We start from the raw sequence: 19,526 nt of genomic DNA, 5'->3' as shown, positions 1-19,526 counted from the left end.
CAGTTTCAGTGGGCGCTTGGGTTAACGCCCGGCGCAACCGCTGATGATAAGTTGGGCTACTCATCAAGTCATGTAACAAGATAGGATTAGGGAATGGAGAAGCTTAACGTTATCGTTGAATATCTGCTCACACACAAATTGATATTCTCGGCCATTATTCTGGCGGTGATGATTTTGCTGCGTCGGGTGGCGTTGGCACGTATCCGCGGCGATGGCGCTTTTCTCAGCGAGCATCAGCGTAAATGGATGTCGAGCACCAAGAACGGGACCTTTGTGGCGACCCTGTTTATATTGTTTGCCTTGTGGCAACCGGAAATCAGTGAATTTGCGCTTTCCGTTGCGGCAATTGCGGTGGCGATTGTGGTGGCGTCGAAAGAGATTATCTTGTGTTTCACCGGTTCAATACAGCGTGCCAGTTCACGCTCATTTCGTATCGGCGACTGGATTGAAGTCGGCAAACTGAGCGGGGAAGTGATCGAACACAACATGATGGCGACTGTGATTCAGGAGATCGATTTGCAGAACGGGCGTTATCATTACACTGGTAAAACCGCCACCTTGCCCAACAGTATGTTTTTTACCTTTCCGGTCAAAAACCTCAATTTCATGAAGCGCTATGTATTCCACAATTTCAGTATTGTGGTGCCGGATTTCGTCAATCTGTATCCGCTGCTGCCGGCCTTTAATGCCCGGATTGAAGAGCACTTTGCGCACTTTATTGATGTCGCACGCCGTTATAATGCCATGATTGAAAAGCATGCCGGTGTCGATCTGCCGAGCGCCGATCCGCATATCGACATTACCTCAACCATGACCGGCGAGCAGGTGGTCAACGTGATGATTTTCTGTCCGACCGATCGGGCCACCGATCTGGAGCAACTGATTCGGCGCGATTTCATGTATGAATATGAACAGGCCTTTAGCAAGCCGGCTGATGTGGCATTGCCGTCCGAACCACAGCCAGTGTCAGTTCAATAAGCGTTTTCGGATCGGTGAACGTTCTGAGCGCAGTCACCGTTCTTACGCGGTAACGGCTCTCGCACAATAAGTATGCGGTGCACAATAACGTCAGGGGGATAAGCGATTATCCCCCTTATTGTATCTGCGTAATGGTGTTTCTGCACATTGGTGCTTGTGGCCAATGGTGTTTCTGGGCAATGGCACCAGACGTTACTGGCGCTTGATATCGTGGGTTGTGGTGACTTCTATGCCCAGGCGTTTTGCCAGTCGGGTGAGGTTGGCTCTGTCCATTTTCAGCTGACGTCCGGCTTTCGCCCAGTTGAAGTCTGCCTGAGTCAGTGCTTCACTGATCAAGCGACGCTGAAATTCATCCGTGGCCTCACGCAGCCCCTGATTGAGAGCAAGATCTTGCTCTGCCTGCACCGGCGTCGTCTCGATCCGCGCAGCAGTGGTGCCCTCGAGTAGTCCGATATCTTCGCTGCTCACCGTGACCAGAGACTGCTGCGGATGACGTGCCCGCGCTTTGAGCGCCGCGCGGTTAATCACATGTTCCAGCTCGCGCACGTTACCGGGCCAGTTATAGCTAATCAGGTAACGCAATGCCGCCTGCTGGATTTTTAACTGTACGATACCGAGTTTACGGCGGGCGATTTCCAGCAGGTAGCCAGCGAGCAGCGTGATATCCCCGTTGCGTTCACGCAGCGGCGGCACATAAATCGGATATACACTCAGACGGTGATATAAGTCGGCGCGAAAACGGCCCGCCTCGACTTCATGTTTCAGATCGCGGTTGGTGGCAGCCAGAATACGCACATCAATGGTTTGCACCTTATCCATGCCGACCGGCTGAATCTCATTATTTTGCAGCGCACGCAAAATCTTGCTCTGCGCTGCCAGCGGCAACTCGCCGATTTCATCAAGGAACAGCGTTCCGCCGTTTGCCAGCGCGAACTTACCCATACGATCACGATCAGCACCGGTAAAGGCACCTTTGACATGGCCAAACAATTCACTCTCGACCAGATTTTCCGGAATGGCGGCACAGTTAACGTAGATCAGCGGTTGGCGGCGGCGTGCTGACTGGTGATGGATGGTCCGCGCCACTAACTCTTTGCCGACACCGGTTTCTCCATGGATAAGAATATTGAACTGGGAGGGGGCAACCACATCCAGATCGCTTTTCATCGCCTGCATCGCACTGCTTTGACCAATCAGCTCGCTGCCGTCTCTTTCCCAGGCCTCTTCGTTAAGTTTCTTCAAGGCGCAGCTGAGTCTGCTTGGCTTGTGCTTCAAGCTGGGAAAAGGTCAGTGCCATTTTCAGGGTTGAGGCGGCAATTGCCGACAATACTTCCAGGCTGCGTTCAGGGATGCGTTCAAAGGCATCCGGTGTCAGGCTGTCCAGAGTCAGCACACCGAGCAGGCTGTCACCAAAGCGCAAAGGCAGGCCCATGCAGGAGTGCATCGGCAGATCGTCGTCATGATCGAGCAGCAGGCCGTCGAATGGATCAGGCAGCGGACAATCGGCATTGAAGCGCACCGGAGCCGATGAATGACAGATTTGCTCCAGGCGCGGATGCTCAGAAATCAGAAAACGGCGTCCCATGGTGTCGCGGGTCAGACCTTGCATCGCGAGCGGGATCAAAGTCTCTTTTTGCAGTGACATCAGGGCCACACAATCGCACTGAATGGTCTTACGCACCGCATCCAGCAGGCGGTTAAAGCGGTCTTCATCATTGAGTCCGCTGGCAAGTCCGATGGTCATATCGACCAGGGTGGAAATGGAGAAATCCGGCATAAGCATGTCCGATGGTGTTTTTTGATATTGTAGTGTCAAAATGACATGAAATAAATGAGTTAATTTGACATTTTATTATTGGCTTAATTTTGTTCAAATTTATACTTTTCAATGAGATAGAAAGTGGCATTGAACCTGCAGTATCAGTTGCAGAAGAATCGACGTCAGGTCTCGTGCAACACTTTCATTCATAGTGGTCTGCCCGCCTGACATTATCTCAAAAAATGAGGAACATCATTTTATGCTCAATGACCACACTATCGCGATTGTAAAAAGTACCATTCCACTGCTTGAATCCGCCGGCCCGGCTCTGACCCGTCATTTTTATCAACGTATGTTCAGCCATAATCCTGAGCTGCAGAATATCTTCAACATGACGCACCAAAAAACAGGCCGTCAGAGTGTGGCTTTGTTTGAAGCCATCGCGGCGTATGCCAAACACATTGACAGCCTGGAAGCACTGACTGGCGCAGTGGAGCGTATTGCCCACAAACATACCAGCTTCAACATCCAGCCGGATCATTACCAGATTGTTGGTCACCACCTGATTGAGACACTGCGTGAACTGGCTCCGGACGCGTTTACTGCTGAAGTTGAGCAAGCCTGGACCGATGCTTATCTGTTCCTGGCCAAAGTGTTTATCGACCGTGAAGGCGAGCTGTACCTGCAGCGTAAACAGGCCGCCGGTGGCTGGCAGAATGCCCGTCCGTTTGTGGTCAGTGAGAAGCGGATTGAATCCGAGCTGGTGATTAGCTTTATTCTGAGTCCGCAAGATGGTGAGCCGGTACTGGATTACCTGCCAGGTCAGTACATCAGTATTGAAGTAACGCCGCAAGGCTCGGCATACAAAGAGATCCGTCAGTATTCGTTGTCGCAGGCGAGTAATGGTCAAGACTATCGTATTTCGGTGAAACGTGAAGGCGCTGAGAGCGAGTTTGCCGGCCTGGTGTCGAATCACCTCCATGCTGTAGTTCAAGAAGGTGATATTGTTAACCTGTACGCTCCGGCGGGCGATTTCCATTATGTCGAGCGTGAGCGTCCGGTGGTGCTGATCTCTGCAGGTGTCGGCGCGACTCCGATGCAGGCGATGCTGCAGACATTGGCTCAACAGGGTAAACAGGATGTGACTTATCTGCATGCGTGCAATTCGCCGTTCCAGCACTCCTTTGTTGATGAAACCGCAACGCTGGTGGCAACCCAACAATGGCAGCAACATATCTGGTATCTGCAAGGCGAGCAGGGCGAGTCACGTCAGGGCCAGATGGTACTGAGTGAGGTTGAATTACCGTTCGCTGAGGGGGATTTCTACCTGTGTGGCCCGGTTGCGTTTATGCAAAATATCGTCACGCAGTTGAGCCAGTTGGGTGTCAATCCGGAGCGCATCCACTATGAGATGTTCGGCCCGCACGCAACGCTGATGGCGTAATCGGATTCAAAGCTAAAATATACAAACAAAAGGCCCGTGAAGGGCCTTTTTGCTGCTTTTGGTAAACCCCGCCATGAGCAGAGGGTTTTCCTGCCGTTTACTCAGGCAGTGACTGCAGCACATCAAAGGTCAGTTCATGACTGCCAAGGTCACCTTCGACAAACAGAGAGTGGCCACTGATCATTACAGACAAGTCCATGGTGCGTTTTGGCTCGGCCGCCATTGCGCTGATCACTTCCGGATCGAAGCGCACGATCTCAGCCTGATGGTAACTGAGTTTACCTTTGTTCTGCTGCCACCAGATGTCAGATTTCACCTGGTAGGTATATACCTTGGTGACCGCGCTCTGACGTGTCACTTTTTTAACACGCTCTACATCCGGTTCACCGAGCTCAATCCACAGCAGGTTGTGGTCAGCCAGATCTTTTTGCCAGATGTCCGGTTCAGCGGTGGTTGAGATACCTTTGGTAAACTGTAAGTCCGGGTGAGCGTTGAGACAGAATGCCATCACGCGGGCCATCATGCGCTCATTGGTTTCAGACGGGTGTAACGCTACAGTGAGGTTGAGAGTATCGTAGTGATCACGGTTAATGTCCGACAGGGAAAGGCGGAATTTATAGATAGTGGGTTTAATTGCCATGAAAATGCTTACGTCAGAGAAAATGCTCAGGCCCGAAGAACTTACGTCAGAGAATACTTACGTCAGATAAAACCGATGTCGGATAAAACATGTACGTAAGAAACGAAGCCGGAGACATTTTGCAGGTCCCAGAAACGAAAATAGCCAGCTCTGGGAGCTGGCTACTATATATTTGGTCAGTTCAATTACAGAACTTTGATGCTTTCAGCTTGAGGACCTTTTTGGCCTTGAGTGATTACGAACTCAACTTTTTGACCTTCAGCAAGAGTGCGGAAACCGTCACCTTGGATTGCGCTGAAGTGAGCAAAAACGTCAGGACCGTTTTCTTGCTTGATAAAACCAAAACCTTTAGTTTCGTTGAACCATTTAACGGTACCAGTAACTGGAGTAGACATAGTGTAAATCCTAAATCAAAATTTAAATATCGCCGACATCGGCGCGGATAGCGTGGAAAAGTAGATTGCTATGCGTACGACACTACGGGACTTACAAGTAATCCAACGAAACAATGTGTATACAAAGAACTTCATTTCTAGCTGATAGTGAGTCTAGAGTAATCCGGGGGGTTGTCAATCGAATCTTGACGCAATCACGACGCTTTTTTGCTTTTTATTAATTTTTTTGCTCTGCGTACACTTTTTGTGCAATTGAGTATCTATTTAATTCAAAAAAAAGAGCGCTGATTGGCAGTGTAGGTGATTGACTCTAAAAAAATTAGGCGCACAATACGCGGCGAAACAGCTCATCAATTTGTCACCCAAGGAGGTATCAATGAGCCACTCAGTAAAACCGGTTCGCGAACATCAGTGTGCAGACACCGAGTTCGGACGCGGCACCATTAAAGACAACGCGCTGAAAGCGGTTGTGACCAGTCCGCTGTTCAGACAGCGAGTTGAGAAAGCGAAAAAGGGTAAAGGCAGCTTTAAACGCAGCATGAAATACAAAGGGAGAGAGACCTATTCCAATGCTGCTTGAGAGATGCATTCGACTAGGTTTTTCCATCCCCAGCTCACCTCATAAACTGGTTTTTTCATAAGAGATAAAGAAAGGCGCTGTCAAAAACCAGCGCCTTTCTTGCATTCTTTGCTCTTCTTGCCGCGTATCGGCTTTTTGTAATTATTTGTTACTGTGCAGGCTCAGAGCGTCCCGGAGCGGGGAAATTTTGTCCTAATCCGTTTGCCGCCCCCGTTTTACTCATTCCGTTCGGTAACGGTTGATGTATTGGCTTATTTCCGCAATCTGAGGTTGCTGGAGTGTAACAGAGTGGATTGTGGTCACATTTTCAGCAATGAAACAAAAATTTACAACGGTTAAAAGTTTGTATCAAAACGCACACTCAGACTCTCCGTAAGCCTGGCAGGCACTGCTATTACTACTTAAGTGGTGATTAATTTTTAACCCCTATTTAACAAAGTCAGGGCGGTTGAATTTTGCACGCATTTTCACGATTTACGGGTACTTGCAATAAAAATCAGATCAGCGAAAATGCGCACAAAATTAGATTCCATTATTGAAAGTGTGCTTTTAAAGCAGAGGTAGTCCTATGATAAAGCTGTTAGTGATCATGATGACATCGGTGTCAGCAGGCGTAGCGTCTGCTGATCATTTGCATTCTTTCATGCTCGGCCTGTCAGTGGCAGCCCTGGCGGTCGGGAGTTGCTACTGGTTTGCGTTTCGTAGCACCCGTTTCCCGGAGCTTGCGCTGTTTCTGCTGATTTGCGGCTTACTGGCTAAAGTCAGTGTGACCATTCTTGGTGTTGCCTGGGGCATGTCGGCTCAGTTGATAACATCACCAATCGTATTTGCGCTGTCTTATCTGTTCTTCTCGATTGTGGTCACCTATCTGTGGTTTACCTACCGCGACAGCATTACGAAAGCGCCGGAGGTTTCAGCGCAGTAAGGCCCGGAGCGCGGTAAGCGACGGCGTAAAAAGTGTGATTCGATTAAAAGAGGCTTCGGCCTCTTTTTCTATTGCTCTCATTTAACGTTGACTCTTTTGTTGGTTCAGGCGCCCCATCTGAAGCGGGGATAGCGTCGTGGACGAAGCTCTGGATAAGTAACAGAAAGAGGCAGTGTTCGACTATAGTTTCTACAGCCACAGAGCGCGATTATTAATACACTGAACGCTAAATAGTAAGGAAAGGGCGGATGTATGGAAACCACACTGTTTTGGATTGAAAAAGCCGTTTTAGTGGCCGGGATTTTATTTGTACTGACCGGGATTGCTCAGTACGGTAAGCGCAGTCATGACTGGAAAGGCGTTGTGACTATGTTTTACAAGCGCATTCCGATGACGGTGGCAGAGTACAAATGGTATCGCCTCGGCATTGCGATGGTGGTATTTGCTGTGGTGCTGCGCATCATTGTTCTGACCCTGTGGCCGAGTTACTGAATTCCCCGCTTCGTAACACAGATGATTTCTCAACCGGCCCGCAACTTAACCGCACGAAGGTCTGATTAATCCCGCCGCTAATTTGAGCGAACAGTCGAGTTATCAATAAGTAAGCGTAATATTCTGGCTTGCGGGGCAAAAATGGGTATACACTCACTGTTACACCCACATCAGCATGGACGGTCACTATATGTCGTACTCCATACTCATTTGTGATGACTCGGCCCTGGCCAGAAAGCAGATGGCGCGCTCGCTGCCCGCCGCCTTAAACGCCGATATCACCTTTGCTACTCATGGTCTGGAAGCGCTTGCGCTGCTGGAGCAAAATTCCTATCAGCTGATGTTCCTTGATTTGACTATGCCAGAGCTGGACGGCTTTGGTACGCTTGAGGCTATGCAGTCAAACAATGACTCGACGCCGGTCGTGGTGGTTTCCGGTGATATTCAGCCCAAGGCCAGAGAGCGGGTCATGGCGCTGGGGGCGAAAGCCTTTATCCAAAAACCAATCAGTCAAACCGATCTCAACGCGGTGATTCGCGAGATTCTCGAGCCGCCGGCGCAACCAAGGCTGGTGACGCCTGTCAGTCTCGAACTGCCGATATTACGTCGCCGCGATATCTATATGGAAGTGGCTAACGTATCAATTGGCCGCGCCGCCGATGCGTTGGCCCGTCATTTCGATGTGTTTGTCCAGCTGCCGCTGCCTAACGTTAATATCTTTGAAGTAAGCGAACTGCATATGGCGCTGCGCGATCTGGCTGAAAACAGTCAGGTTTCGGGGGTATGCCAGGGATTCAGCGGTGAGGGCATTGCCGGTGAAGCCTTGGTGCTGCTCAGCGATTCCAGCGTATCGGATCTGAAAAAACTGATGCAGATTCCGGCGGACAGTGTCGAACTGGAAGAGCTCGAACTGCTGATGGATGTCTCTAATATTCTGGTCGGTTCGTTTCTCAATGGCCTCGGTGAACAGGCGGAAGTGCGCTTTTTCCAGAGTGCGCCGGTATTACTCGGCCAACACATTCCGATCGATTCGATCATTGAATCCACCGCAGGATCGTTTAAGAAAACTATGACTTTTGAAGTGAGTTACAACATCGAAGGCACCTCAATTCGCTGCGATCTGCTGTTTATGTTTGTCGATGAATCATTGCCGCTGCTGGATCACAAACTGGCTTACCTGATGGAGGACTTCTGATGCTGACTTTACCGGCTGAATTTGAGCAGTTCCACTGGATGGTGGACATGGTGCAGAACGTAGACATGGGGCTGGTGGTTCTGGATCGTGATTACAACGTTCAGGTATGGAACGGGTTTATGACCCACCACAGCGGTAAACAGGCCCATGATGCCATCGGCCAGTCGCTGTTTACCCTGTTTCCTGAAATCCCGCCGGAGTGGTTCAAGCTCAAAACCAAGCCGGTGTACGATCTTGGTTGCCGCAGCTTTATCACCTGGCAACAGCGCCCTTATCTGTTTAAATGTCGTAACGTCCGTCCGGTTACCCAGCAGGCGGAGTTTATGTATCAGAACATCACGCTTAATCCGATGCGCACACCGACCGGCAAAGTGAATTCGCTGTTCTTGTCTGTTCAGGACGCAACCGCTGAAGCGCTGATGACGTTGCAAAACCAGTGAGCGCCCGATAACAGCGCTGAGTTTGTAAAACCCGGATTCGCCTGATAAACCGAGCGTTTCGCCCAGTAAAACAGATAGCCCACCACACAAAAATGGTGCAAAGCCAAGGAAGCCCTTGGCTTTTTTGCATACACTTTAAACTCAGTTGCTGCCGCAGGATAGCTATTATCCTGCAAGGAGAAGGACCATGCCGTTACCCAAAGTCTTCTACACCGCCGAACAAGTCAAACAAGGTGAAGCCATGGCTGCGAAAGCCATAGGGCTGGAAATGTTCAGCCTGATGGAACGCGCAGGCCAGGCGGCTTTTACCGTCGCTTATGCTCAGTATCCTGGCGCTCATCACTGGCTGGTGTGTTGCGGCGGAGGCAATAACGGCGGAGATGGTTACATTGTGGCGTGTCTGGCCCGTTCACTCGGCGTGCAGGTTACGGTGTGGCAATATGGCGATCCGGAGCAACTGCGCGGCGATGCGCTATCGGCGTACTATCATTGGCTGGATCATGGCGGAGAGGTTTATCCGATTGATGATGAAGTACCACGGGATGTTGATCTGATCATTGATGCCCTGCTTGGCACCGGATTAAGCGGCACAGTGCGCGAACCGGTGCAGCAGCTGATTGATACGCTGAATCGCAGTCCGGCACCCATTGTCGCGATAGACGTGCCATCCGGCTTATGTGCCAACACCGGCTCGGTGCTGGGTGCGGCGATTCGTGCCACCCATACGGTGAGTTTTATCGGTCTCAAACAAGGTCTGGTGACAGGCAAAGCACGTAATTATGTCGGCGATCTTAACTTTGCCGGACTGGGCGTAGAAGAAACGTTCAATTCGCAAAATACGCCGACCTTACAGGCCATCGACCCTAAATCGATCAAGCAGCTACTGACCAAGCGTGAACCGAGTTCTCATAAAGGCAGTCATGGTAAGGCATTGATTATCGGTGGTAATGAGGGTTTGGGCGGGGCAGCGATTTTGTCTGCCAAAGCGTGTGCACGCAGTGGCGCGGGGTTAACCGCCACACTGATGCACGCCAGTAATACCATGGCGATGCTGGCCGCCTGTCCGGAAATCATGGCGGCCGGCTGGAATGAAATGTCGTTTATCGATGAACGGCTGCAGTGGTGCGATGTGATTGCTGTCGGGCCAGGACTGGGCCGCAATGATACTGCGCGTCACATCATGCAGCATGTGGAAAGAAGTGAAAAGCCCAAAGTATTGGACGCTGATGCGCTGCATTTTCTCGCGATGTCCGGCGGGTTTGATGCGCAGCGTATTATCACCCCGCATCCGGCCGAAGCCGCTAAACTGCTCGATTGTAAAGTCAGTCAGGTCGAGGCGGATCGATTTAGCGCAGTCAGAGCGCTGCATAAGAAATATGGCGGTGTGATTGTGTTAAAAGGAGCGGGAAACGCTGGTATTTGACGGTCAGCAGACTTTTGTCTGCCTGGCTGGAAATCCGGGTATGGCGACTGGCGGAATGGGTGATGTGTTAACCGGTATCATCACATCCATGCTGGCTCAGGGCCTGAACCTGACCGAAGCAGCGAAACTTGGCGTGCAAATCCACAGTATGGCGGCGGACATGAACGCCAAAGAATTTGGCGAGCGTGGATTGCTCGCCAGTGATCTGTTCAGCTATCTGCGTCAGCTGGTGAACTGATTCACCAGCCTGTACCTGAGTGTGCTTATCTACTCAGGTACTCAGGTAATCAGCTACCTAGTTAATCAGGTGATTAGCTAACCAGTTCGTTGCCTGATGAAGTGCCCTGGTCGAACGCCAGCACATTGTTGAGTGTGGTTTCGGCAATATTGTGCAGCGCATCTTCGGTCAGAAATGCCTGGTGACCGGTGAACATCACATTGTGGCACGCCGACAAACGGCGGAACACGTCATCGACAATCACATCGTTAGACTTGTCCTGGAAGAACAGATCTTTTTCGTTGTCATACACATCCAGGCCAAGCGCACCGATCCGGCCACGCTTCAGCGCTTCAATGGCGGCGACGGAGTCCAGCAGTTCACCACGACTGGTGTTGATGATCATCACGCCGTCTTTCATCTGATTAAACGCCGCTTCATCGAGCAGGTGGTAGTTCTCTTTGCTCATTGGGCAGTGCAGCGTAATGATGTCACTGTTGCTGAACAGTTCCGGCAGGCTGACATACTTGGCACCCAGTTCAGTCGCGAGCGGGTTTTCGTACGGGTCAAAGCAGAGAATATTCATGCCCAGGCCTTTCAGAATACGCATCGCCGCCACGCCAATTTTACCCGAGCCAATCACGCCGACCGTTTTACCGTAGAAGTTAAAGCCGACCAGACCTTCCAGCGAGAAGTTGGCATCGCGGGTGCGCTGGTAGGCTTTGTGATAACGACGGTTAAGGCACATCATCAGGCCGACCGCGTGCTCAGCGACGGCTTCCGGAGAGTAGGCCGGCACACGCACAACCTGCATGCCAATACGTTTGGCCGCATCGAGATCGACTTTGTCGAAACCTGCACAGCGCATGGCAATCAGGCGAGTGCCGCCTTCATACAGTTTGGTGAGCACTTCTTCGCCCAGTTCATCGTTGACGAAAGCACACACGACTTTGCAATCCTGCGCCATCTGCGCCGTTTTCTCGGTAAGACGGAAATCGTGAAAGTGCAGCGTGAATTTATCGTTATCAACGATTTTACGAAATGAGGTTTCGTCGTAAGTCTTCGCGCTGAAAAAAGCGATATCAATCATAACAGTCCCCTTAAATAAGACCTGACTTCAATTAATTATCGCTATAGTTAAACGGATACAGCAAAAAATAAACCATATCTTTTCTGTGTGAATGAGGTGAGCGTAAAGTGTTTGCTTTGCGCTCAATGTGGGCAATTAATGTTCTTTGGTCGTGAGTGCCGGGCGAAGACGGCATGCTACAGCAGGAGTGCTATACGCTAAGTGCTACAGGCGGAAGCGTGCACCGACCGAGACTGAGGTGCTGTCATAACCGTGTTCCAGATCCTGATAGGTGATTTCTGCGCTCAGCTGCACGTTGGGGTTATTCGGCATCTGGATTCGCGCGCCGGCACTGACATAAGGATTCACACCGGAATGCGTGGTTGACGAACCTGGACTTGCCGAGACATTTTCCTCTTTCAGTTCGGTATAAGCCGCGCCGCCACGGGCAAATACGGTGGCAAACGAGCTGAACGGAACCTCAATGCGCGCGCCGCCGTAATAACTGTCGTACTTGGTTTCAATCGCATTGCCATTGCTGTCACGCAGTTTGGCTTTGCTCGACAGAGTACCGTTGTAGCCCAAATCCACGGCAACAAAGCTGGTGATGTAATAGCTGTAGCCGAGAGAGGTCGTGAGTACTTCATCGCTGCTGTAGCCGTTATCGAGGTCGGTGTAGCCGACATCGGCGCTGAACTGGTGCTCGCCTACAGCGGCAGCCAAAGGTGATAAAGCCAAACACACTGTGCCCAGCACCACTGCGGGTATCCATCTGCTGTTCATCGTTATTCTCCCGGAGAACGCTCATTTTTGTTATTGATTCATGAATGAGTTTGCCCGCAGTCACCACACTTCAACCGGCACGGAAAAAGCGGAGGATCCAGTGCTCAATCCGCCGGGTTTTGACTCAGGTCAGCCATCAATCACATCTTTGTAAACATAGAAGAAATTAGCCGAGGGAGCAGGGTTTGATGAATAAAACGCCGATCAAGGTGGCAAAAATCGCGCTTAACAACGGCAAATGAGTAATGAAAAAACGTCAGGATTTGCAGTTGGCAGCTAAGCGTTCAATATTTGACCAGTTGGATGTAAAAGCAGAGGGTTTAGTAAGTTACTGTATTTTATCAATAAATGATTTTTACTGGCTGAAATGGGATGCTGTGCAGGGGAGCGGATATGGAATCTTTGCCAGCGTAACACAAAAAAATGTCAAATATCAGACTTGCCGGAAAGAAATCACGGCCTATAATGCTGAAAACCGGAGCGTCTGCCAACGCTCCGGTTTTTTTGTGTCCGCAAAGTACTCAAGTCTGCCAACCTGGGTACTACGCATTCTGCAAAAGAGACACAATTTGTGAATCAATCAAGGAATTACATAATGCGCATCGAACAAGAACTTAAGTTAGGTTTTAAAGATGTCCTGTTTCGCCCGAAACGTTCAACCCTGAAAAGCCGTTCTCAAGTAAATTTAACCCGCGAGTTTACCTTCAAGCATAGTGGTCGTCAATGGGCGGGAGTGCCTGTTATTGCTGCCAATATGGATTCAGTCGGCAGCTTTGCCATGGCGCAGGCGCTGGCCAAACACGGTGTGATGACCGCAGTGCATAAGCACTACACGGTTGAAGACTGGGCGGAGTTTGTTAAAGACGCCGATACAGACACGCTGAGTCATGTAATGGTATCGACCGGTACCTCAGAAGCTGATTTTAAAAAGACTCAGGACATCATGGCGCTGAGCGATGAGCTGATTTTCATCTGCATCGACATTGCCAACGGTTACTTAGAGCACCTGGTTGACTACGTGCAACGCGTGCGCGCTGAATTCCCGGACAAAGTGATTTCTGCCGGTAACGTGGTAACAGGCGACATGGTGGAAGAGCTGATCCTAGCAGGCGCAGACATCGTTAAAGTGGGCATCGGCCCGGGCTCGGTGTGCACCACTCGCGTGAAAACCGGTGTCGGTTACCCGCAGCTATCTGCCATTATTGAATGTGCCGACGCCGCGCACGGCCTGGGTGGCCGTATCATCGGTGACGGCGGCTGTTCATGCCCGGGCGATGTCGCCAAAGCCTTCGGCGGCGGCGCTGATTTCGTGATGCTGGGCGGGATGCTGGCTGCCCACGAAGAGTCAGGCGGTGAACTGGTTTCCGTCGACGGCGAAACCTTCATGAAATTCTACGGCATGTCTTCTAAGAGCGCGATGGACAAGCATTCCGGCGGCGTTGCGGGTTACCGCGCAGCTGAAGGAAAAACCGTACTATTGCCGTACCGTGGCCCGGTTGAAAACACCATTCAGGATATCCTGGGCGGCGTGCGTTCAACCTGCACCTACGTAGGCGCATCAGAGCTTCGCGAGCTAACGAAGCGCACCACGTTCATCCGTGTGCAAGAGCAAGAGAACAACGTGTACGGTAAAGAGTAATCCGACAATACATCGGAAATATCTGTTGAAACAACCATAAATTGATATTTACAACCATATATTGATATTTGGTGCAACTATAATTTGATATTGCCTCTTCGTAGCCTAGACTTATGTAAGTTTACGACAAAATCGTGAAGAGGCAATATCATGTCTGGTCTACCTTCCCTTTCTGCTGCCACCCTGATTGCACTTGAAAGTGCATTTGTTACGCCTGCTCGAAACTTAACTGAGTCACGTGGGAAAAACATACACCGTTACGTCAGTGCTAAGATGGGAAAAAGAGTTACGGTAGAATCTTTTTTAGAATGTGCCGCTTGTTATCATTTTGATTTCGAGCCCAGCATCGTTCGCTTTTGTTCCCAGCCGATAAGGTTTTCATACTGTCTGAATGGCAAGGCTCATACCTATGTGTTCAGAAGGTGATGATAATGGGGGCGGCAATTCATGAAACGGGAGGGGCGCGAATGGGCTCAGAGCCGGAGTCCTCAGTTTTGAACTCGACTAATCAGGTGTGGGGCGTTCCGAATGTGTGTGTGACTGACGCATCCTGTTTTGTTGGAAGTGGTATTTCGGGGACGACTTTAACGGGTATGGCTCTGACGGTACGGGCATGTAGACATGCCGCACAATTATTAAAAAATGGCAAACTTTGAAGTAATTAGATTTAAAAGCAAATAACACAGTTCAAAAAACGGAGTTATTTGCTATGACCCGTTCTAGCCAGACAGACTGGGCACTGCATTAAGCAATATTTCTATTTTCCAAAACCGCTAGGTTCCGGAATTATAGCTGAATAGTATTACAGGCATGGGTAGTGCTAACCGCGAATGACAGTTAGGCCATTCTCAACTAATGGTTTAAAGGAATGTCGAGTTCGGTGGCAGTCCAATGTCTCTTTATTAAGTGTCAAGTCTGGCTAGAGCAGATCACTATGTTTTGGGTAAAAACTGATTGTTTGAGAGTTAAAAATGCCACTTTATGGCTGTTTTAGCAGAGTTGCTGATACAAGCTTAAAGTGGCAATTAGAACTATGACTTTATATATCCACAAGTTGTTGCTTTATTCTGTCACTTTTGCTCCCGCTCCCATGGCGATTTGTAAGGTAGCCCACTCTTTGGCTGTCTCGTTTATTGCTGATGCAGCACTAATTTTTGCTGATGCGGCAGAGCGATCCGTATCGAGTAAGTCCAATAACGTTATCGCTCCATCACGAAAGTTTTGCTGTGCTAATAACAATGCTTTGGAATAAAAATCCGATGACTTTTTTAACGCGTCACTTTGTATTTGATATTGTGTAAAATTCGATATAGAGACTTGCACATCTTCAACGGCATCAATGATTGCTGAACGCCAATCTATTTCTGCTTGTTTTGCTACAGAAATCTTAGTGTCTCGCGTTGCTCTGAGGGCTCCTTGATTAAATATCGGTAATGAGAGGGCGGGGCCAAACGACCAACTTCCATCTCCGTCTATAGAACTGATATCTCCGGTTAGAGTCAGGGATGGGTATAAATCAGCAGTAGCAACACCGACATCAGCGGTAGCCGAGTGAAGTAGTGATTCATAATAATGAATGTCGGGCCTGTTTCTCAACAGATCAGCAGGTACACCATAATTAGGAGCTGCCGGAATATGCGATTCCACCGGTTTTTGATGAATCTCCTGCATGATTGTTTTTGCAGGTTCATTTAGCAATGTCGCTATCGAAAAAATATTCGCATTCAAGCTTGCCATGTAACCCGGATAGTCAGCTCGGGCAGATTCAAGTAAAGCCTGAGCTTTCACTAAGTCATATTCGGTTGCAGCACCGGCTTGATACTGCAAATCAGTGATATTGACCGTATCCATTCTGGAACGTATGGTTTCGTTGGTCAGTGTCAGGGTCTTTTGATAATAGCGAGCATCTAAGTAAGCAGAAACTAAGTCAGCTAACCAGGCGAGTCTGGTGGTTTCCAGGTCAGCTTCAGCTGCAGCTAAGTCAGCGATTGCTGCCTCTCGCTCCCGACTTATGCCACCAAACAGATCAATAACGAACGTTGCACTCAGGCTGGTAGTCGAAACATTGTCGGCCGATGTTCCTTCGCCGCCACTGCGAAGGTAATCGGCATCAGCTGAACCATCTAATTGCGCATTGATCCCCGTGGTTCTCATGACGGCTTCCGCTTCTCGTATCCTTTCCTTTGCAGATGCGATATCCAGGTTCTGTTTTAGCCCCCTTTCTATTAAGCCATTGAGGACTGGGTCATTAAACTCCAACCACCACGCATTGACCGTTAAATGTTTCAGAGTCTCGTCATTTTGCTCAACACCAACATAGCTCTGAGAGATATCAATGTCTGGTTGTTGGTAATCCGGGCCAACAGTCGTGCAGCCAGCAACAAATAAAATGGGGATACATTTGAGTAAATTCATTTTATTTCTCCTTACTTCTGATCTTTTGCACTACTGACATTACCGATACGTAGAAGACCGGAGCCATAAATATGCCAAACACGGCAGAAAAGATAATGCCACCCAGCATACCAATACCAATAGAGTTTTGCGCATTCGCACCTGCACCTGAAGCTATCGCGAGGGGTAAAACACCGAACATAAACGCTAACGTGGTCATTAAGATCGGTCGTAAACGCTGTCTGGCGGCTTGCAATGAGGCTTCTACCAAAGAGTAGCCTTGCTCTTTCAGGCTTTCAGCAAATTCAACGATTAAGATTGCGTTTCGGGCGGCTAAGCCAATTGTTGTCAGCATTCCCACTTTGAAATAGACATCATTTGACTGATCGAAAAGTAAGGCAGCGCAGAGTGCGCCAAGCAGCCCCACAGGAACGGCTAACATGACAGAAAATGGCACAGACCAACTTTCATATAGTGCAGCAAGACAAAGAAAAACAATTAACACCGATAAGGCATAAAGTATGGATTCCTGACTGCCGGACATTTTTTCCTGAAGCGATAACCCTACCCATGCAATGCCGTAATTCCCAGGAAGTTCTGACACCAACTGTTCCATGCGATCCATTGCTTCACCGGTAGAAACCCCTTCGGCTGCATCACCCGTAATTTCTATTGCGCTCGTACCACCATAGCGATATAGCGTTGAAGAGGTTTGCTCCCAACTTTGACTAATGAATGAGCGAAAAGGAACGGCCTCACCATCACTGTTGACCGCCTGCCAACGGAAAACGTCTTCAGGTTGCATTCGGTATGGTGAGTCACCTTGTACGATCACTTCACGAAGTTTTTCATTGAGTGTGAAGTCATTGACATAACTACCGGAAAATATAGTGGTTAACATTGAATTAATATCAGCAAGTGATAGCCCGAAAGATTGAGCCTTTTCACGATCAATATTCAGTTGCAATGAAGACTTCATTGCCGACGAAACTGGCTCGCGGGCCACTAACTTCTTCAGTTTGCTGTGCATTGCGAATTAGTGTTTCTGCTGCGTTGTGTAAGGCCTCAGCACCGTTACCATTATCATCAACCAGATAAAAATCAAAGCCAGACGAGTTACCCATACCTTGTATCGCTGCGGGCTGCATGAAGATAATTTGCCCCATTCGGTTATTTATATAGTGCTGGTTCGCATTGGCAGCGATCTGTCCTGCGGGCATATCGCTTCTTTCTTCAAAGTCCTTAAGTTTTATAAACATCATTGCGCTGTTTTGGCCAGAGCCATTAAAACTAAAGCCCACCGCAGAAAAAACCGCTTCGACATAGTCTTTTTGGTCATTGAGTAGATAATTCTCAATATTCTCGATGGCTTCTTCCGTTTGGACCTGAGTGGCCGTTTCCGGCAATGTCACCATCCCCATCATTACGCCTTGATCCTCTGTCGGTACAAACGACGACGGGAGCACTCGATAGGTGTAACCAATAGCGACTACGATTGCGGCTAATATCAGCAACATACGAACTGGGCGTGTTATAAAGTGACCAACGCCACTGATGTATTTACTGTTTAATCGATCAAACCCCTGATTAAATAATTTGCTTGCAATAAACTCGGACTGACCGTGTGAGGGTTTGAGTAAACTGGCACACATTGCCGGTGTCAGAATGAGGGCCACAAACAATGACAGAACCATGGCTGAAATAATCGTAACGGAAAACTGTTTATAGATAACACCCGTTGAACCCGACATAAATGCCATCGGTAAAAATACCGCAGAAAGCACTAGAACAATGCCCACTAATGCGCCCGAAATTTCTTTCATACTTTTCTCGGTAGCAGCCACGGCATCAATTTTCTCATCTTCCATCACCCGCTCTACGTTCTCAACGACAACAATCGCGTCATCAACCAGCAGGCCGATAGCGAGCACCAATGCAAACATAGACAAGGTGTTAACTGACATCCCAAAAACAGAAAGAATGCCGAATGTACCCAGAAGCACGACAGGCACTGCAATAGTAGGGATTATGGTTGCTCTCCAACTTTGTAGAAAAACAAAGATAACTAAAAAGACCAGAACAATTGCTTCTCCCAGAGTGTGGTAAACCTGACTAATAGATTCTTCGACAAAAGGGGAAGTATCGTAGGGGTAAACGACTTTTACGCCACTGGGCAAGGAGTGAGATAGATTACTTAGTTTATCTCTAACGGCTGTTGCTGTATCGACCGCATTTGCACCATTAGCGAGATTTACACCGAAACCAGCTGCTGGCTTTCCGTTGAAGCGAGAAGTCGAAGAGAGATCTTCAGAGTTAATTTCTATTCTGGCGACATCGCCCAGGTAAACGGTAGATCCGTCGCTGGTGGTAGATAACGATATTTTTTCAAATTCTCTCACCGTCGACAGCTGAGATTGAGCATTCAGAGGCACCGTGATTTGCTGCCCATTTTCGGTAGGCAGAGACCCCAATGACCCAACCGAAACATTGCTGTTTTGATCTGAAACCGAATCCGTCACATCATTTGCAGTTAAGCCATATTTATGCAGTTTATCTGGGTCTAACCAAATTCTCATCGCGTAAGGTGAAGAAAAGGTATCGATAGAACCAACACCAGATGTCCGCTGGACAGGATCTTTGATCGTACGGTCGAGAATATCGCCTAATTCTACCTGAGAGTAGCGGTCTGATTCATCGACTAAGGCACCAACCAAAAGTATTGATGACGTAGAGCGCGTGACACTGATCCCTGTACTCGTGACATTACTAGGAAGCGAAGCCTGTACCAACTGCAGTTTATTCTGAACCTGAACCTGAGCCATCGCCGGTTCAATGCTTCCGTCAAATACGAGAGAAATGGACGAACTGCCAGACGAAGATGTTGACGTCATGTAAGTCAACCCATCTAAACCAGTCATTCCATCCTCAATGATGGTCGTCACTGAGTTCTGTACCGTTTTTGCGGTTGCGCCAGTGTAGGTTGCGGATATACGGACCGTCGTCGGAGCAATATTTGGATACTGTGATATGGCCATGCTAGATAAGCCAAAGTAGCCAGCAAGCATCACGACAATAGCAATGACCCAGGCAAATACTGGGTGATGTATAAAAAATCTAGACATAAACCCTTCTATTCATTAGTTGGATTTTCAG

The 19,526-nt window shown here is 49.0% G+C and carries 16 protein-coding genes and 3 pseudogenes; 11 read left to right on the top strand and 8 right to left on the bottom strand.

Annotated features, from left to right (window positions below):
• The first annotated feature begins 93 nt into the window (after positions 1-93).
• Positions 94-978, top strand: coding sequence for a mechanosensitive ion channel family protein (locus ABDK09_05000; GenBank protein XAW87584.1), 885 nt, complete (start codon positions 94-96; stop codon positions 976-978).
• 192 nt (positions 979-1,170) lie between these two features.
• Here the strand turns inward: ABDK09_05000 and norR are convergent.
• Positions 1,171-2,755: pseudogene (norR, locus tag ABDK09_04995) on the bottom strand (nitric oxide reductase transcriptional regulator NorR).
• 241 nt (positions 2,756-2,996) lie between these two features.
• Here norR and hmpA point away from each other — a divergent pair.
• A complete protein-coding gene (hmpA, locus tag ABDK09_04990) occupies positions 2,997-4,181 on the top strand; it encodes an NO-inducible flavohemoprotein (GenBank protein XAW87583.1) in 1,185 nt (394 codons plus the stop codon).
• A gap of 97 nt (positions 4,182-4,278) precedes the next feature.
• On the opposite strand, the gene ABDK09_04985 is transcribed toward hmpA, so the two are convergent.
• Together ABDK09_04985 and ABDK09_04980 are read right to left on the bottom strand one after the other, a co-directional pair.
• Entirely contained in the window at positions 4,279-4,821 is a 543-nt protein-coding gene (locus tag ABDK09_04985) for a YaeQ family protein (GenBank protein ID XAW87582.1), read from the bottom strand.
• Positions 4,822-5,006: 185 nt separating this feature from the next.
• On the bottom strand, positions 5,007-5,216 hold the full coding sequence (locus ABDK09_04980; GenBank protein ID XAW87581.1) for a cold-shock protein: 210 nt from the start codon (positions 5,214-5,216) through the stop codon (positions 5,007-5,009).
• A gap of 376 nt (positions 5,217-5,592) precedes the next feature.
• Here ABDK09_04980 and ABDK09_04975 point away from each other — a divergent pair, with 376 nt between their 5' ends.
• From ABDK09_04975 to ABDK09_04950, 6 genes and pseudogenes are all read left to right on the top strand, one after another.
• The gene (locus ABDK09_04975; GenBank protein ID XAW87580.1) at positions 5,593-5,796 is read left to right on the top strand and encodes a ribosome alternative rescue factor ArfA; all 204 of its coding nucleotides are present in this window, start codon (positions 5,593-5,595) and stop codon (positions 5,794-5,796) included.
• Positions 5,797-6,367: 571 nt separating this feature from the next.
• Positions 6,368-6,721, top strand: a complete 354-nt coding sequence (locus ABDK09_04970) for an NADH:ubiquinone oxidoreductase (protein XAW88465.1) — start codon at positions 6,368-6,370, stop codon at positions 6,719-6,721.
• Between the two features lie 252 nt (positions 6,722-6,973).
• The gene (locus ABDK09_04965) at positions 6,974-7,213 is read left to right on the top strand and encodes a hypothetical protein (protein XAW87579.1); all 240 of its coding nucleotides are present in this window, start codon (positions 6,974-6,976) and stop codon (positions 7,211-7,213) included.
• A 190-nt stretch (positions 7,214-7,403) separates the two neighbouring features.
• A complete protein-coding gene (locus tag ABDK09_04960; GenBank protein ID XAW87578.1) occupies positions 7,404-8,408 on the top strand; it encodes a response regulator in 1,005 nt (334 codons plus the stop codon).
• The gene (locus ABDK09_04955) at positions 8,408-8,848 is read left to right on the top strand and encodes a PAS domain-containing protein (protein XAW87577.1); all 441 of its coding nucleotides are present in this window, start codon (positions 8,408-8,410) and stop codon (positions 8,846-8,848) included. Before ABDK09_04960 ends, ABDK09_04955 begins: the two co-directional genes overlap by 1 nt.
• A gap of 187 nt (positions 8,849-9,035) precedes the next feature.
• Positions 9,036-10,509, top strand: a pseudogene (locus ABDK09_04950) (NAD(P)H-hydrate dehydratase).
• A 73-nt stretch (positions 10,510-10,582) separates the two neighbouring features.
• Here the strand turns inward: ABDK09_04950 and ABDK09_04945 are convergent.
• Positions 10,583-11,578: a 2-hydroxyacid dehydrogenase gene (locus tag ABDK09_04945; protein ID XAW87576.1), complete on the bottom strand. Its 996-nt coding sequence runs from the start codon at positions 11,576-11,578 to the stop codon at positions 10,583-10,585.
• Between the two features lie 204 nt (positions 11,579-11,782).
• Positions 11,783-12,340 (bottom strand): outer membrane beta-barrel protein, encoded by a 558-nt coding sequence (locus ABDK09_04940; GenBank protein ID XAW87575.1) that lies wholly within the window; start codon positions 12,338-12,340, stop codon positions 11,783-11,785.
• 245 nt (positions 12,341-12,585) lie between these two features.
• Here ABDK09_04940 and ABDK09_04935 point away from each other — a divergent pair, with 245 nt between their 5' ends.
• The 3 genes and pseudogenes from ABDK09_04935 to ABDK09_04925 all read left to right on the top strand — a co-directional run bounded on the left by ABDK09_04935 (position 12,586) and on the right by ABDK09_04925 (position 14,393).
• A complete protein-coding gene (locus ABDK09_04935; GenBank protein XAW87574.1) occupies positions 12,586-12,915 on the top strand; it encodes a hypothetical protein in 330 nt (109 codons plus the stop codon).
• A 20-nt stretch (positions 12,916-12,935) separates the two neighbouring features.
• Complete coding sequence (locus ABDK09_04930) at positions 12,936-13,979, top strand: GMP reductase (GenBank protein XAW87573.1); 1,044 nt, start codon at positions 12,936-12,938, stop codon at positions 13,977-13,979.
• 150 nt (positions 13,980-14,129) lie between these two features.
• A pseudogene (locus tag ABDK09_04925) lies at positions 14,130-14,393 on the top strand (endonuclease).
• Positions 14,394-15,041: 648 nt separating this feature from the next.
• Here the strand turns inward: ABDK09_04925 and ABDK09_04920 are convergent.
• Genes ABDK09_04920 through ABDK09_04910 form a run of 3 tightly spaced genes read right to left on the bottom strand, consistent with a single transcriptional unit; the run spans position 15,042 to position 19,495 of the window.
• Complete coding sequence (locus ABDK09_04920) at positions 15,042-16,394, bottom strand: efflux transporter outer membrane subunit (GenBank protein XAW87572.1); 1,353 nt, start codon at positions 16,392-16,394, stop codon at positions 15,042-15,044.
• 1 nt (position 16,395) lies between these two features.
• Positions 16,396-17,340 (bottom strand): efflux RND transporter permease subunit, encoded by a 945-nt coding sequence (locus ABDK09_04915; GenBank protein XAW87571.1) that lies wholly within the window; start codon positions 17,338-17,340, stop codon positions 16,396-16,398.
• Positions 17,324-19,495, bottom strand: a complete 2,172-nt coding sequence (locus ABDK09_04910) for an efflux RND transporter permease subunit (GenBank protein ID XAW87570.1) — start codon at positions 19,493-19,495, stop codon at positions 17,324-17,326. Before ABDK09_04910 ends, ABDK09_04915 begins: the two co-directional genes overlap by 17 nt.
• Positions 19,496-19,526: the final 31 nt, after the last annotated feature.

The organism is Vibrio sp. CDRSL-10 TSBA (genome assembly GCA_039696685.1).
In the GTDB taxonomy this organism is placed as follows: domain Bacteria; phylum Pseudomonadota; class Gammaproteobacteria; order Enterobacterales; family Vibrionaceae; genus Vibrio.
This window is presented reverse-complemented; position numbering and strand designations above follow the sequence as displayed.

Excerpts from the sequence above, each read along its gene's own strand:
- ABDK09_04945 (XAW87576.1), bottom strand. The coding sequence starts at position 11,578 with ATGATTGATATCGCTTTTTTCAGCGCGAAGACTTACGACGAAACCTCA.
- ABDK09_04965 (XAW87579.1), top strand. The coding sequence starts at position 6,974 with ATGGAAACCACACTGTTTTGGATTGAAAAAGCCGTTTTAGTGGCCGGG.
- ABDK09_04920 (XAW87572.1), bottom strand. The coding sequence starts at position 16,394 with ATGAATTTACTCAAATGTATCCCCATTTTATTTGTTGCTGGCTGCACG.
- ABDK09_04955 (XAW87577.1), top strand. The coding sequence starts at position 8,408 with ATGCTGACTTTACCGGCTGAATTTGAGCAGTTCCACTGGATGGTGGAC.
- ABDK09_04935 (XAW87574.1), top strand. The coding sequence starts at position 12,586 with ATGAAAAAACGTCAGGATTTGCAGTTGGCAGCTAAGCGTTCAATATTT.
- ABDK09_04910 (XAW87570.1), bottom strand. The coding sequence starts at position 19,495 with ATGTCTAGATTTTTTATACATCACCCAGTATTTGCCTGGGTCATTGCT.
- ABDK09_05000 (XAW87584.1), top strand. The coding sequence starts at position 94 with ATGGAGAAGCTTAACGTTATCGTTGAATATCTGCTCACACACAAATTG.
- ABDK09_04980 (XAW87581.1), bottom strand. The coding sequence starts at position 5,216 with ATGTCTACTCCAGTTACTGGTACCGTTAAATGGTTCAACGAAACTAAA.
- ABDK09_04960 (XAW87578.1), top strand. The coding sequence starts at position 7,404 with ATGTCGTACTCCATACTCATTTGTGATGACTCGGCCCTGGCCAGAAAG.
- ABDK09_04940 (XAW87575.1), bottom strand. The coding sequence starts at position 12,340 with ATGAACAGCAGATGGATACCCGCAGTGGTGCTGGGCACAGTGTGTTTG.
- ABDK09_04985 (XAW87582.1), bottom strand. The coding sequence starts at position 4,821 with ATGGCAATTAAACCCACTATCTATAAATTCCGCCTTTCCCTGTCGGAC.
- hmpA (XAW87583.1), top strand. The coding sequence starts at position 2,997 with ATGCTCAATGACCACACTATCGCGATTGTAAAAAGTACCATTCCACTG.
- ABDK09_04975 (XAW87580.1), top strand. The coding sequence starts at position 5,593 with ATGAGCCACTCAGTAAAACCGGTTCGCGAACATCAGTGTGCAGACACC.
- ABDK09_04930 (XAW87573.1), top strand. The coding sequence starts at position 12,936 with ATGCGCATCGAACAAGAACTTAAGTTAGGTTTTAAAGATGTCCTGTTT.